Annotated in this window: 11 protein-coding genes; 5 read left to right on the top strand and 6 right to left on the bottom strand. The window is 70.7% G+C overall.

Annotated elements, in window-relative coordinates; genetic code table 11:
* Positions 1–55: 55 nt before the first annotated feature.
* The 4 genes from OG331_RS33930 to OG331_RS33915 form a co-directional block, all read right to left on the bottom strand.
* The gene (locus OG331_RS33930; protein ID WP_406203239.1) at positions 56–1570 is read right to left on the bottom strand and encodes an alpha-N-arabinofuranosidase; all 1515 of its coding nucleotides are present in this window, start codon (positions 1568–1570) and stop codon (positions 56–58) included.
* Between the two features lie 133 nt (positions 1571–1703).
* On the bottom strand, positions 1704–2564 hold the full coding sequence (locus OG331_RS33925) for a carbohydrate ABC transporter permease (protein ID WP_406203236.1): 861 nt from the start codon (positions 2562–2564) through the stop codon (positions 1704–1706).
* A complete protein-coding gene (locus tag OG331_RS33920) occupies positions 2561–3508 on the bottom strand; it encodes a carbohydrate ABC transporter permease (protein WP_406203233.1) in 948 nt (315 codons plus the stop codon). Before OG331_RS33920 ends, OG331_RS33925 begins: the two co-directional genes overlap by 4 nt.
* A complete protein-coding gene (locus tag OG331_RS33915) occupies positions 3505–4863 on the bottom strand; it encodes an extracellular solute-binding protein (RefSeq protein ID WP_406203231.1) in 1359 nt (452 codons plus the stop codon). The genes OG331_RS33920 and OG331_RS33915 overlap by 4 nt, the downstream gene beginning before the upstream one ends.
* A 274-nt stretch (positions 4864–5137) precedes the next feature.
* Between OG331_RS33915 and OG331_RS33910 the strand changes: the two genes are divergently transcribed.
* The 4 genes from OG331_RS33910 (at position 5138) to OG331_RS33895 (ending at position 9293) form a co-directional block, all read left to right on the top strand.
* Entirely contained in the window at positions 5138–5749 is a 612-nt protein-coding gene (locus OG331_RS33910; RefSeq protein WP_406203229.1) for a toxin-antitoxin system, toxin component family protein, read from the top strand.
* Between the two features lie 41 nt (positions 5750–5790).
* Entirely contained in the window at positions 5791–6975 is a 1185-nt protein-coding gene (locus tag OG331_RS33905; protein ID WP_406210459.1) for an MAB_1171c family putative transporter, read from the top strand.
* Positions 6968–8359, top strand: a complete 1392-nt coding sequence (locus OG331_RS33900) for an FAD-dependent oxidoreductase (protein ID WP_406203226.1) — start codon at positions 6968–6970, stop codon at positions 8357–8359. The genes OG331_RS33905 and OG331_RS33900 overlap by 8 nt, the downstream gene beginning before the upstream one ends.
* A 187-nt stretch (positions 8360–8546) precedes the next feature.
* Positions 8547–9293 carry a phosphotransferase family protein gene (locus OG331_RS33895; protein ID WP_406203224.1) on the top strand — a complete coding sequence of 249 codons (747 nt, stop codon included), beginning with the start codon at positions 8547–8549 and terminating at the stop codon, positions 9291–9293.
* 80 nt (positions 9294–9373) lie between these two features.
* On the opposite strand, the gene OG331_RS33890 is transcribed toward OG331_RS33895, so the two are convergent.
* Positions 9374–10222, bottom strand: a complete 849-nt coding sequence (locus tag OG331_RS33890; RefSeq protein ID WP_406203222.1) for an SMP-30/gluconolactonase/LRE family protein — start codon at positions 10220–10222, stop codon at positions 9374–9376.
* A complete protein-coding gene (locus OG331_RS33885) occupies positions 10219–10992 on the bottom strand; it encodes an IclR family transcriptional regulator (protein WP_328881892.1) in 774 nt (257 codons plus the stop codon). The genes OG331_RS33890 and OG331_RS33885 overlap by 4 nt, the downstream gene beginning before the upstream one ends.
* Before the next feature lie 258 nt (positions 10993–11250).
* Between OG331_RS33885 and OG331_RS33880 the strand changes: the two genes are divergently transcribed.
* A complete protein-coding gene (locus OG331_RS33880; RefSeq protein WP_406210456.1) occupies positions 11251–13437 on the top strand; it encodes a TerD family protein in 2187 nt (728 codons plus the stop codon).
* Positions 13438–13442 lie beyond the last annotated feature (5 nt).

The following is a 13442-nucleotide window of genomic DNA, read 5'->3' as shown; positions in this document are numbered from 1 at the left end:
AACCCTTAGGGAAGCTGAACGCGGTCTTGGGGCCCTGTGAAGATCGTCCGCCCGGTCAGCTCAGGCGGATCACGTTCCAGGACAGCGGTTCCAGTACGGCGGTGAGGCTGCCGTCCTTGAGTGCCGTGCCCTCGACGGCGTGCGGGGTGACCCGCTCCGCGTCGTCGAGGGTGTTGCGGGCGTCCGGGTCGGCGTCCGCGAGGGCGCTGTGCTCGACGACCGCCGTCAGGTCGAGGCCGTTCAGGGCGACGTCGAGGGGCAGGGCGTCGGTGCGGCTGCGGTTGACCGCGAAGACGGTGACCGTGCCGTCCTCGGCGCGCACGGCGGTGGCGTGCAGCAGGTCGGCCTCGCCGTACTTCTTCGTCTCGAACGTCGGGGAGTCCACCCGGACGTCCAAGACCTGGCCGCGGCCGTACTTGGCGGCCTGCGCGAACGGGAAGAACGTCGTCTGCCGCCACGCCGGGCCGCCCGGCTCGGTCATGATCGGCGCGATGACGTTGACCAGCTGGGCGAGGCAGGCGACGGTGACGCGGTCGGCGTGCCGCAGCAGCGCGATGAGGAGCGAGCCGAAGACGACCGCGTCCATGACGCTGTAGTTGTCCTCCAGCAGCCTCGGGGCCTCGGGCCAGTCCCGCTGGTCGATGCCGTCCGCGTGCTCGTGCCAGTCGGGGATGTACCAGACGTTCCACTCGTCGAAGGAGAGGTTGATCTTCTTCTTCGACTTGAGGCGGGCGCCCACGTGGTCGCAGGTCGCGACCACGTTCTCGATGAAGGACTCCATGTCGACGGCGGAGGCGAGGAAGGAGTCGACGTCGCCGTCCTCGGGCCAGTAGTAGGCGTGCAGCGAGACGTAGTCGACGAGGTCGTACGTCTCCTGGAGGACCGTGGCCTCCCACTCGGCGAACGTGGCCATGCCCTGGCTGGAGGAACCGCACGCCACGAGTTCGACCTTCGGGTCGATCTGGCGCATCGCGCGGGCCGTCTCCGCGGCGGTCCTGCCGTACTCCTCGGCCGTCTTGTGGCCGGTCTGCCAGGGGCCGTCCATCTCGTTGCCCAGGCACCACAGCCGGATGCCGAAGGGGTCCTTGTCGCCGTGGGAGACGCGGAGGTCGGAGAGCGCGGTGCCGGCCGGGTGGTTGGCGTACTCCTGGAGTTCGAGGGCCTCGGCGACGCCGCGGGTGCCGAGGTTGACGGCCATCATCGGCTCGGACCGGGGGCCGATCTTGCGGAGGAAGTCGATGTACTCGGACAGGCCGAAACGGTTGGACTCCGTCGAGTGCCAGGCGAGGTCGAGGCGGCGGGGGCGGTCCTCGGCGGGGCCGACCGAGTCCTCCCACTTGTAGCCGGAGACGAAGTTGCCGCCGGGGTAGCGGATGGTGGTGACGCCGAGTTCGCGGACGAGGTCCAGGACGTCCTGGCGCAGGCCCGTTTCGTCGGCCGTGGGGTGGTCCGGTTCGAAGATGCCGGTGTAGACGCACCGGCCGAGGTGTTCGACGAAGCTGCCGAAGATACGGGGGTTGACCTGGGCGATGGTGAAGGCGGGGTCGAGGGTGAAGCGGGCGGTCTGCATCTTCGCCTTTCGAGGGGAGTGGTTCGGAATCGTTGGCGGCTGCGGGTGGGTGGGGGCTGGTCTCGCCCACGCGGCGGAGCCGCATAGTGCGACGGCCCCGCGCCCCTTCAGGGGCATTGGGCCGGGCGCATCCTTATTGGCCTGCCAGGCCCGTATGCGCGACGCCTCGCACTATCTGGCTCTGGAACAGGACGAACGCGGCGATCAGGGGGAGGCCCGCGATGATGCCGCCGGCCATGAGCTGGGGCCAGACGATGCCGAAGGCGTTCTGGACGGTGGCGATGCCGTTCGGCATGGTCATCAGGTCGGGGTTGTTGGTCACCATGTACGGCCAGATGAAGTTGTTCCAGGAGGCGATGAAGGTGAAGATCCCCACCGCCGAGAGGGACGGCTTCGACAGGGGCAGGACGATCGTGAAGAAGATCCGCCAGCGGCCGGCACCGTCGATGAAGGCCGCCTCCTCCAGTTCGCGGGGCAGCGACTGGAAGAACTTGTAGAGGATGTAGACCATCGCCGCGGGCGCGCACTGCGGCAGGATCATGCCCCAGTAGGTGTCCACCATGCCGAGCGACTGCACGGTGGTGAACAGCGGGACGCCGAGGACGGCCGGGGAGAACATCAGGCCCGCCATCGTGACCGCCATCAGGGCCGACTTGCCGCGGAACTCCGTACGGGCGAAGCCGTATCCGGCGAGCGACGACACCAGCAGCACGATGAACGTGACGCAGACGGACACCACGACCGAGTTCACGAACCAGTTGGGGATGTTGCCGGCGTCCAGGACCGCCTGCCAGGAGTCCAGCGTGAAGTCGTCGGGGATCCAGTGCGGGGCGGCCACCGACTCGGTCGGAGTCTTGAGGGAGGTGGACAGGGCCCAGAGCAGGGGGGCCACCCAGATCGCCGAGAGGGCCGCGGCGACCAGGGTGAGGGCGATCTGGCCGGGGGTCCAGGTGCTGCGGGGCCTGCGCGGTACGGGAGTCGTCGGGGTCGTCATCGCGCGTCCTCCTCGCGGTTGCGCAGCAGCCACATCCGTCCGAGGGCGACGACCGCGATGATCAGGAACAGGATGAAGGAGATCGCGGAGGCGTAGCCCACGCGGTAGCTGGTGAAGCCCTGTTCGAGGGTGTACTGGACGAAGGTGCGCGTCGATTCCTCCGGACCGGACCCGAACTGGTACATCACCACGGCCTGGTCGAAGACCTGGAGCGAGGCGAGGATCTGGAGCGCGATCACCAGACCGGTGATGTTGCGCAGGTTCGGCACGGTGATGTGGAGCAGCCGCTGGAAGGCGTTGGCGCCGTCCAACTCGGCTGCTTCATAAAGGTGTTGGGGGATGCTCTGGAGGGCGGCCAGGTAGAGCAGGAAGCTGAAGCCGACCGTCCACCACAGGGTGGCGACGACGACGGCGAGCAGGGCCGTGGACTTCTGGGTGAGCCAGGGGGTGTCCAGGCCGAGGACGTGGTTGACCATGCCGTTGGTGGGCTGGAAGAGCCACCACCACAGGTTGCCGATGACCGCGGACGGCAGCAGGAAGGGGGCGAAGAAGCAGAGCCGCCACAGCCACTTGAAGTGCACGGTGTGGTGGGCGATGAGCGCCATCAGCAGGGCCGTGACGACGATGGCGGGGACGACGTAGAGCGTGAACTGCACGCTGTGCGTGAGGGAGTCCCGGACCAGGTCGTCCTTGAGCGCCTCGCGGTAGTTGTCGAGGCCGACGAAGCTCGTGTGGTCGCCGGAGATGTTGGCGTCGGTGAAGCTGAGGTAGAGGCCGCGGACGACCGGCAGGATGACGAAGAGGCCGTACAGGACGAAGAACGGGGCGACGAACCAGCCGCCGTGCTGGAAACGGTTGCCCCAGCGCAGCCGGGCGGAGTCGGCGGCGGTGGTCGCGCGGGGGCGCAGCACTCCGTGGGCGACGGTCGTGGTCGTACTGCTCATGCGCCCGCTCCCTTCGGTTCCCGGGCTGCCGTCAGGCCGGTCATGGGGTTCTTGGCCGCGAGCAGTCGGTGCAGGAGGGACTTCAGCCGGCGGGCCGCCGCGTCGGGCTTCGCCGAGCCCAGGGTGGACGCGGCGATGACCGGGCCGAGGCGGGTGGCGAGGATGCCGGTGGAGCCCGCGAACCAGATGTGGGGTTCGGTGGCCGGGTGCTCCATGGCGGGCCCGGAGTACTCGTTCTGCGGGGTGAGTTCGAGGTAGCCGGGGTCCTTGAAGGTGGGCAGATAGGCGGGTACGTGGCCGCCGTTGGCCCAGGTGGTGGCGTGGGAGACCATGTAGGCGGCGAGTTCGTAGGCGCCCTCGTTCGGGGCGCCGCCGCGGTCGGCCTGGTGGGGCAGGACGAAGGCGTGCGACTCGACGTGGGTGGCCGGGGTGCCGAAGACCGGGGGCAGGGGCTGGGCGCCGTACTCGATCCGCTCGCCGTTGAAGTACGGCACCGACCAGTTGCCCTCCCAGGTGAAGGGTGATCCGGCGATGAAGGCCTCGCCGTCCGCCTCGCCGACGGTGACGTAGCCCTCGGTGACGTTCCTGCGGAGGAACTCCAGGACCTGGGTGGCCTTGTCGGTGTCGAAGGTGACCTGGGTCCGGTCTTCGTCGAAGTAGGTGCCGCCGAGCTGCTGGTAGAAGGAGACGAAGAACCACCAGGCGAAATTCTGGTCGTTGGCGTGCAGCCCGAGGGTCTGCTGCCCTTTCTTCAGCTGTCCCTTGGCCGCCTTGAGAATCTCGAACCACTCGTCGGGGGACTCTGCTGCGGGCAACCGCCCGTCGGAGTCCAGCAGGCCGGCCTTCTCGCACACGTCCTTGCGGTAGAAGTTCAGCTGGACGTGGATGTCGAGGGGCAGGGCGTACAACTCGCCGTCGACGATGCCGCGCCGCCACAGCACGGGGTTGAAGTCGGCCTCCCGTACGCCGTGTTCGGCCAGCAGGTCCACGTCCCAGGGGTCGAGCAGGCGGCCCGGCGCGAAGCCGGGGACACGGCCCTGGTGCATGACCGCGAGGTCCGGCGCGCGGTTGCCTGCGGCGGCCATGGCGAGCTTGGTGTAGTAGGGGCCGCCCCAGGTGAGGGTGGAATCCTTGACGGCGACGTCCGGGTTCGCCTTGCGGAAGGCGTCCACCATCGCGACCTGGTTGGTGCCGTCGCCGCCTTGGAAGAGGTTCCAGTACCGCACCCGGGTACGAGCACCGGACGCAAGCGCGTCGGCCCCCGTCCCGAGCGCCGCAAACCCGAAGCTGCCGGCCACCGCCAATCCACCGGCGGTGGCCAGAAGTTGCCTGCGATTGAGGTCAGGTCGTCCCATTCCCTGCCCTATCTGTTCGAGATATCGACTTACGCCCGTAACTTCGAACGGACCGTAGGCTGCAAGCGCTTACCAGTCAATGGTTTGTGCACGAATCCGAGCGACGCGGTCTCCCCGACTCATCCGCGGTCGCTCTCCGGCTCATCCGCGGTCCCTCTCCGGCTCATCCGCGGTCGTTCCCCGTTTAACTACGGCCGCCGGACCACATGACGGGGACACTTTGGGACGCGTAGGCTCGAACAGCCCGCCGACGGGCGGAGGAACAGGGGGTGCGATGGACATCGCGGGCGCGCGCACGAGGGCGGCCCGGGTCGCTGCGGTGCTGCGGCTGCGGCGCTCCCGTTCCGGTTCCGGGATGCGTGAGCTGGCCTCCGAGCTGAGCGCCGCCCTGCGCGCCGGACCCCACCCCCCGGCCGACGTACGCGAGTTGTGCCACGCGCTGTGCGTGGAGATGAGCGCGCGGCGCGGCGGACGGCCCGTCGAGCTGCGGTTCGAGCGGTTCCCCGACGAGATCGAGGTGACCGGGCTGTGGGTGGAGTTCCAGGACTTCGACCTGGTCATCGTCGAGGAGCGTGCCGAGGCGATGCAGCAACTGGTCATCCTCGGCCATGAGTTGTGGCACATGCACGCCGGCCACGGCCACCACCACACCGACGGCACGGCCGCCGCGCACGCACTCGCCGGCACTCCCGGCTGGAAGGGCATCGCCCTCGCGGTCGCCGCCCGCAACGGCTCCCGGGAGCGGGACGAGGCCGAGGCGGACGACTTCGGGCACCGGCTGGCGGCCGCCTTCCGGCCGCTGCTGTCGGGGCCGGGAGCGGACGCGGCGCTCGGGCCGGTGCAGCGCTCCCTGGGGTATCGCGGGAAGGGGAGGGCCGCCCGGTGAACATCTCGCCGGCTCCCGACCCTTCCGGCCTCCTCGGCGAGATGTACATCTCGTTCTGGATCCCGACCGTCGTACTGACCGCCGCCCTGGCGATCAAGCTGCCCACGATCATCCGGCTCTGGCGCGACCCGCTGCTGCGCGCCGTCGGCGGGCTGCTGCTGCTCGCCTGTGCCGTGTTCGTCTTCGCGGCCCCGGCGACGATCGCGTGGGTCAACCGCGTGACCGGCGTACCGAACCTCGCGGCACCCCTGGTCTACTCCCTGCTCACCGCGTTCTGCGGCTCGTGCCTGCTGCTGATCATCGCCTGGCGCAACGGCCTGTCCGACCGCAGCGCCGAGGCCCGCCGGGCCATGCGCCTCGTGATCTGCGCGTACTCGGGCGTGATCGTCACGCTGTGGGTGCTGTTCGCTCTCGCGGACGCACCGGTGGAGCGGGTGCAGGACCTGGACACGTACTACGCCAACACGCCGTTCATGCGCGAGGAGACCCTGCTCTACCTCCTCGCGCACTGCACCGCCGTCCTCATCACGTCCCGGCTGATCTGGAACTGGGTGCGCACCGAGGGCCTCGACGCCTGGCTGCGCTGGGGGCTGGTGTTCCTGGGCGTCGGCTACGGCCTCAACCTCATCTTCGACGCCGCCAAGCTGACCGCGGTCGCCGCCCGCTGGACGGGCCACGACCTGGACTGGCTCAGCACCGACCTCGCGCCGCCCGTCGCCGCGCTGTCCGCCATCCTGATCGCGGTGGGCTTCATCCTCCCGCACGCCGGCCAGTACCTGCACGACCGCTGGCAGGTCCGCCTCGCCCACCACGAACTGCGGCCCCTGTACCTGCTGATGAAGTCCGTCAACGGCTCCGGCGTGCGGTTCGTCCTGCGCGCCACCCCGGAGCTGCGGCTGATCCGCCGCGAGACGTTCATCCGCGACGTACTGCTGCCGCTGGCCCGGCACATCGACGAGGATCTGCGCGGGCGGTCGTACGACGCCGCACTCGCCCTCGGTCACCGGCCGGGCCGGGCGAAGGCGCTGGCCGCCGCCGTCACCATCCAGGACGCCGTGCGGCGCAGGAGCCGGGCCCCGGACGGCGACGGCACCGGCGGCCCCGACACCACGGACCTCCTCCAGGAGATCGGGGCCGTCTCCCGAGCCCTCCGCCACCCCGACGAGATCGAAGCGGTCCGTGCCCGTACGGCCGCCCCAGCAGGGAACGTGCCCGTACATGACTGAACGCACCACCACCGCCGTCGTCCTGGGCGGCTCCCTCTCCGGCATGCTCGCCGCCCGCGCGCTCGCCGACGTCGTCGACCACGTCACCGTCGTCGAACGCGACGTGCTGCCGCCCGGCCCCGAGCCGCGCAAGGGCCTGCCCCAGGCCAGGCACGTCCACCAGCTGTGGTCGGGCGGGGCACACGCCCTGGACGAGCTGCTGCCGGGCATCGTCGGACGGCTGCGGGACGCGGGGGCGCACCGGCTGCCGGTGACGACGGACATGGTGGCGCTGTCGCCGTACGGCTGGTACCGGCGGTGGGCCGAGTCGCACCACATGCTGCTGTGCAGCCGGGATCTGCTGGACGCGACGGTACGGGCGGCCGTCCTCGCCGACGGGCGCGTCGAGGTGGTGCAGGGTGAGGTGCTCGGGCCGGTGGGTACGGGCGCGGCGGTGACGGGCGTACGGATCCGGCCACGGGACCTTGCCGAGCGGACCTTGTCGGCGGACCTCGTCCTCGACGCCACGGGACGCGGTTCGCGGGCTGCGGGGTGGCTGACGGATCTCGGGTTGCCGGCCGTCGAGCAGCGTGAGGTCAACTCCGGGGTGGCGTACGCGAGTCGGGTGTTCCGGGCGCCGGAGGCCGCGCGCGAGGGGTTCCCGGTGGTCAACGTCCAGCCGGATCCGCGGGCCGGGAAACCGGGGTGCGGTGGGGTGCTGCTGCCCATCGAGGACGGCCAGTGGATCGTCACGCTCTTCGGCTCGCGTGGCGCCGAACCTCCCACCGCGGCCGCGGAGTTCGAGCGCTACGCCCGTGAGGAGCTTCGGCATCCCGTCATCGCCGAACTGCTCGAACACGCCGAGCCGTTGACCGACGTGGCGTACACGAGGACGACCGCCAACCGGCGCCGCTACTACGAGCGGATGCCGGTCCGCCCCGAGAACTTCGCCGTCCTCGGAGACGCGTTGTGCGCGCTCAACCCGATCTACGGCCACGGGATGTCGGTCGCCGCCCAGGGCGCGGTCGCCCTGCGGGACACGGTACGACGGCACGGCTGGGGCTCGCCGGGCCTGGCCCGCCGCATCCAGCGGGCGGTGGCCCGCCCGGCGTCGGCGGCGTGGGACCTCGCCCTGGGGATGGACGTGTTCTATCCCGGGGCGACGGAGAACGGCCCCACCCGCCGCGACCGCCTGGTGGCGGCCTACGTGGGCCGCCTCCTCCACACGGCCACCGGCAACGGACGCATCGCCCGCAGGGTCACTGACGTGACATCACTGGAGCGGGGGGCGGAGGTGCTGCTGGCCCCGTCCGTACTGCTGGCGGCGATGATCGGCCCACTCAAACCGGCACTGAACGGCCCGCCGTTGACGGCGGAGGAGCGGAAGGCGGCGGGGCTGGAGTAGGGGGGTTGGAACAGGGGGGTTGGCACAGGGGGGTTGGAACAGGGGGGTTGGGGCTGCGCGGGCGCGGTGGGTCGCCGTCGGTGTCGCGCACCAGGCCGCCGGGGGGCGGGACGCGGGACGCGGTCACCCGCGCAATCGCACGCGATATTCCCGGCGACCTGGACCGTCGATCGGGATACTCGTCGCCATGGATGAGGTCAAGGTCGTCGTCGCCCACTCCGAGCGCGCGACCCTGCGCGTCGGCGACGTGTTCCTGAAGGTGGACGCCGATCAGGCGCGCATCGACGTCGAGGTCGAGGCGATGGCCATGGCACCGGTCCCCACCCCGAAGGTCCTGTGGCGCAAGCCGCCCGTGCTGGCGATCGCCGCGGTCCCGGGGACGGCGCTCGGCCGCCTCGGCGAGCCGTCGACCGCGTCCCCGGCGGCGTGGGCCGCCGCGGGTGCCGCCGTCCGGAAGCTGCACGACGCGCCGTTGCCTCCCCGGCCCGGCCGGGCCGGGCGGAGCGTCGACGAGTTGGTGGCGGAGCTCGCCGGCGAGTGCGAGTGGCTCGTGACGCATGGTGTCCTGCCCGCCGGCCTGGTCACGCGCAACCGTCAGGTCGCCGAGGCCGCGCTCCGGCCGTGGACGCCGGCGTTCACGCACGGCGATCTGCAGATCGCTCACGTGTTCGTCGACAGTGACCAGGTCACGGGCATCCTCGACTGGTCGGAGGCGGGCCAGGGTGACGCCCTGTACGACCTCGCCACCTTGACGCTCGGACACGAGGAACACCTCGGCGACGTCATCGCCGGATACGGCACCGACGTCGACCTCGACGTGATCCACGCGTGGTGGTCGCTGCGCAGCCTGCTGGGGGTTCGCTGGCTGATCGAGCACGGCTTCGACCCGTCCGCGCCGGGCTGTGAAGTCGACGTGCTGAGATCCCGGATGTGAGGCTGCGCCGGCCCGACCGCCCTTCAGGGCGCCGGCGGCAGGGGCAACCCGGCCTCGGCCTCCCGTGACGACAGCCCGCGTCAGCCCCTGAACGCCGGCTGCGCCAGCCCCTTCCCCGCCCCCGGCACCACGAACACCGAGCCCGACAGCGCGGGCGGCGAGGCCAGGCCGACGCGGGCCGTGGTGATGTAGAGGTCGGTCAGGTCGGGGCCGGCGAAGGTGCAGGCCGTCACGCGGGGTACGGGCAGCGGGACGGTCCGGTCCAGCTCGCCGGCCGGTGTGTAGCGGCGTACCGCCGCGCCGTCCCACAGGGCCACCCACACGCAGCCCTCGGCGTCGACGGTGAGCCCGTCCGGGAACCCGGCGCCGTCCTCGATCTCGACGAGCGGGCGCCGGTTCACGGGCCGCCCGTCGGCGAAGTCGAAGACGTCGACACGGCGCGTCGGGGAGTCGATGTAGTACATGAGCCGCCCGTCCGGGCTCCAGCCCGTGCCGTTGCTCACCGCCACGTCGTCGAGGACCACCTCGACGGAGGCCTCACCGGTGATCCGGGACAGGGTGCCGCCGCCCGCCGCCTCGTCGTAGCGCATGGTGCCCGCCCAGAGGGACCCGTCGGGCGCGACGGCGGCGTCGTTGGCGCGGCGGCCGGGGACGGGTTCGTGATGCAGCCAGCGGAAGTTGTGGTCCGGGTCGAGCACGGCCACGCCGTCCCGCAGGTTGAGGACGAACCCGCCGCCGGCGCGCGGCTTGACGGCGCCGATGTGCTGGTGCGTCGTACGGACCGTGCGACGCCCGGAGACGGGGTCGTAGGTGTGTATCCGCGCACCGAGGATGTCGATCCAGACCAGCCGGCCACTCGCCGGATCCCAGGTCGGCCCCTCACCGAGTTCCGCCTCCGCGCGCACCGCCACCTCGTACGGCGCCCTCATGCAACGCTCCGGTGCCCCAGGCGCTCCGACAGTTCGGCGGCACCCTTGGCGGAGAGCTGCTCCAGCTCGGCGAGCCGCTCGTCGCTCCAGCGGATCATCGGCACGGAGATGGAGAGGGCGGCGACGACCTGCCCGGTACGGTCCCGCACGGGCGCGGCCACGCACGAGACGTCCGGGTTGGATTCCCGGCTCTCGACGGCGATCCCCCGCTGCCGAATCTCGGCGAGGGCCTCGCGCAGGGCGCCCGGGTCGGTGATGCTGTTGGGCGTCATGGCGACGAGCTCGGCCCCGTCGGGGATACGGGAGGACAGCTCCGAGTCGGGAAGGGAGGCCAGCAGCATCTTGCCGACGGACGTGCAGTGGGCGGGCAGCCGACGGCCCGCCGCGGACACCATCCGCACCGCGTGCGTCGAGTCGACCTTGGCGATGTAGATGACGTCCGTGCCCTCCAGGATCGCCACGTGCACGGTCTCGTCGCAGGTCTCGGCGACGGACCGGGCCACCTGCTGCCCCTCGGCCGCGAGGTCGAGCTGCTCGGCGTACCGGCTGCCGAGCTGGTACGGCCGTACGCCCAGGCGGTACCGTCCCGGCTGCCCCGGCACCTGGACGATGTACGACCGAGCGGCGAGAGTGGTCACCAGCTCATGCACGGTGGTCCGCGGCAACTGGAGCTTGCGCACGATGTCGGGGGCGGAGAGCGTCCCGTCCCCGTCGAGGAAGAGCTCGAGAATGTCGAGAGCCCGGGTCACGGCTGGTACGAGGCGTCCCACGTGCGGCCCCCTCCCTTGCATGCGAGGCTGCGTTCGAGATTTCAACAGCCGATCGGAATAACGAACACAGGCTACTCAAAGTGCGTTTCCCCCGGCAATGGCCTTGCGCGGACCGACTCGAAAGCTCCGCAGACGCGATGCACGGCCAGTACGGTTGCCCATGTGTGGCACGTCACACCGTGCCGTATGGGGAGGCGCCGGGGGTGGCCGCATACGCATGCCCCCAGGCGAGCGATATGGGGGGTTTGTGTGCGCGAAATGACCAAGGGCTCGAACGTGGCCCTGACTGCGCTGAGTGAAGACGTCGGCTCGGTGATCGTGAGCCTGGGCTGGGTCAGCCCGACCGGTGAGGGCGACGCCGATGTGTCCGTCCTACTGCTGGACACGAACGGAAAGGTCCGCAGCGACGCCGACTTCTACTTCTACAACAACCCGGTGGCTGCCGACGGCAGTGTGCAGCTCCTGGGGAAGACACCGACGGAGGACGGCAACGAGGACCGGATCTGCTTCGATCTGACAGCGGTCCCGCCGGGAGTGGACCGCATCGTCGTCGCCGCGAGCCGGTACGGCGAAGCCCGCTTCGGAGAACTGGACGCCCTGCAGGTGAGGCTGGCCGACGCGGCCGGCGAAAGCCTCCTCCGCTTCGCCATCGACGATGCCGCCGAGGTGAGCGCGATCATCTTCGGCGAGGTGTACCGGCGCGGGGAGGAGTGGAAGTTCCGGGCCGTCGGCCAGGGCTACGACACCGGTCTGGCCGGCCTGGCAACGGACTTCGGGGTCGACATCGACGACGACGCGGCCGAGGTGGAAGCGGCGCAGGCGGGGGCGGAAGCTCTGTCCGGGGCGGAAGCCCTGTCCGGGGTCGAATCCGAGGCCGGGCCCGAGTCCGCGTACGAGTCCGAGTGCCAACCCGGGTCTGCCGGCCGGCAATCGGCCAGGGCCACGGCGGTGGCGGCTCCGGCCGAGACGAACAGCAGCGGTCAGCCGGACCCCGCGGCACCTGCCACCACCCCGGGCGCCGCACCGGCCACCCTGGAGGCGGTCCCGGCGCCGCGCCGCCCGGACACGGCCGAGACCGAGCCGACGAAGCAGCCGGCAGTGCGGGCTTCGCGGCCACGCACGGCGAAGAAGAAGGTCGCCCTGCCCAAGGTGACCAGGACATCGCTGGCGGAGAACGACTCCTGGCGGCCTGCCAGGCTCTTTCCCGTGTCGGCGCTCAAGAACGACCGGGAACGGGAGACCCGCGCCACCTCGGTGCTGTTGTCGGTGATGGCCCAGGTGCCGCGGTTCGGCAGGCGTCTCACCGCCGCGTTCGGGGCACCTTCCGGCCGCATGGAGACCTTCACCGAGGTGTCCCTGCCGCACGGTGACACGCCCCGGCGTCCGGACGGGGTGATCCGCATCGAGCGGGCCGGCAAGCTGTGGACGGCCCTCGTCGAGACCAAGACCAACGGCAACCCCCTCAAGGCCGACCAAGTGCAGGCCTACATGGACATCGCCGCCCGGCGCGGCTACGAGGCCGTGATCACGGTGTCGAACGACGTGGCGCTGGAGGGCAGTCCGCTGGTCGACGTCAAGATCGACCGACGGCGCAAGCACAAGGTGGCGCTCTGGCATCTGTCGTGGGCCGAAGTGGCCTATCAGGCACAGCTGCTGATCCGGCACGAAGGAGTCGGCAACGCGGCACGCACCTGGCTGCTCGAGGAGTTGCTGGAGTACCTCCAGCACGAGAACTCCGGCTGCCACGGTTTCCAGAACATGGGCTCGGCCTGGGTGCCGGTACGCAACGGCATCAGCGACGAGACCCTGTGCCAGGGTGACCCGCGCTCGCTCGAAGTGATCGAGAGCTGGGAGCGGCTCATCCGCCAAGTGTGCCTCAGGCTCGGCGGCGAACTCGGGCAGAAGGTGCTGCCCGTCCAGCGCGCCAGACGCGGCACCGATCACGGAACCCGCCGGGTCCAGCTCGCCGACCAACTGTGTCTGGAGGGGCGGCTCCAGGCGGAGCTTCGGGTCGAACAGGCTCCGGGCGTGCTCACGATCGGCGCCGATCTGCGCACCGGCAAGCTGCGTACGTCCGTCGAGATCCCCGCGCCCGAGCAGGGCTATCCCCTGAGCTGGGCCAAGCGCCTGGTCCGCCGTCTCGCCGAGGCACCGGCGGACCTGCACGTCGAGACCCTGCTGGAAAGCGAGCCGGGCGGGCCACGCGGCACCCTGGAACGCCTCCGCCCCGAACCGGCGGACCTGCTTCCCAAGAACTCGGCGACCCGGATCAGCGGCTTCCGGCTGTCCCTCTTCAAGGGCATGGGGAGCAGCCGGGGGAACACCGAGTCGGGCTTCATCCGTAGCGTGGACGAAGCGGTGCACCGCTTCTACACGACGGTCGTGGTCCACCTGGACCAGCCTGCCCCGCGACGAGCCGCGCCGAGGGAGCCGGCGCGTACGTAGGAGCG

Source organism: Streptomyces sp. NBC_01017 (assembly GCF_045162795.1).
Classification (GTDB): Bacteria; Actinomycetota; Actinomycetes; order Streptomycetales; family Streptomycetaceae; genus Streptomyces; species Streptomyces machairae.
The sequence above is the reverse complement of the archived record's forward strand: the minus strand, read 5'-3'. Positions and strand labels throughout refer to the sequence as shown.

Excerpts from the sequence above, each read along its gene's own strand:
- OG331_RS33930 (WP_406203239.1), bottom strand. The coding sequence starts at position 1,570 with ATGCAGACCGCCCGCTTCACCCTCGACCCCGCCTTCACCATCGCCCAG.
- OG331_RS33925 (WP_406203236.1), bottom strand. The coding sequence starts at position 2,564 with ATGACGACCCCGACGACTCCCGTACCGCGCAGGCCCCGCAGCACCTGG.
- OG331_RS33920 (WP_406203233.1), bottom strand. The coding sequence starts at position 3,508 with ATGAGCAGTACGACCACGACCGTCGCCCACGGAGTGCTGCGCCCCCGC.
- OG331_RS33915 (WP_406203231.1), bottom strand. The coding sequence starts at position 4,863 with ATGGGACGACCTGACCTCAATCGCAGGCAACTTCTGGCCACCGCCGGT.
- OG331_RS33910 (WP_406203229.1), top strand. The coding sequence starts at position 5,138 with ATGGACATCGCGGGCGCGCGCACGAGGGCGGCCCGGGTCGCTGCGGTG.
- OG331_RS33905 (WP_406210459.1), top strand. The coding sequence starts at position 5,791 with ATGTACATCTCGTTCTGGATCCCGACCGTCGTACTGACCGCCGCCCTG.
- OG331_RS33900 (WP_406203226.1), top strand. The coding sequence starts at position 6,968 with ATGACTGAACGCACCACCACCGCCGTCGTCCTGGGCGGCTCCCTCTCC.
- OG331_RS33895 (WP_406203224.1), top strand. The coding sequence starts at position 8,547 with ATGGATGAGGTCAAGGTCGTCGTCGCCCACTCCGAGCGCGCGACCCTG.
- OG331_RS33890 (WP_406203222.1), bottom strand. The coding sequence starts at position 10,222 with ATGAGGGCGCCGTACGAGGTGGCGGTGCGCGCGGAGGCGGAACTCGGT.
- OG331_RS33880 (WP_406210456.1), top strand. The coding sequence starts at position 11,251 with ATGACCAAGGGCTCGAACGTGGCCCTGACTGCGCTGAGTGAAGACGTC.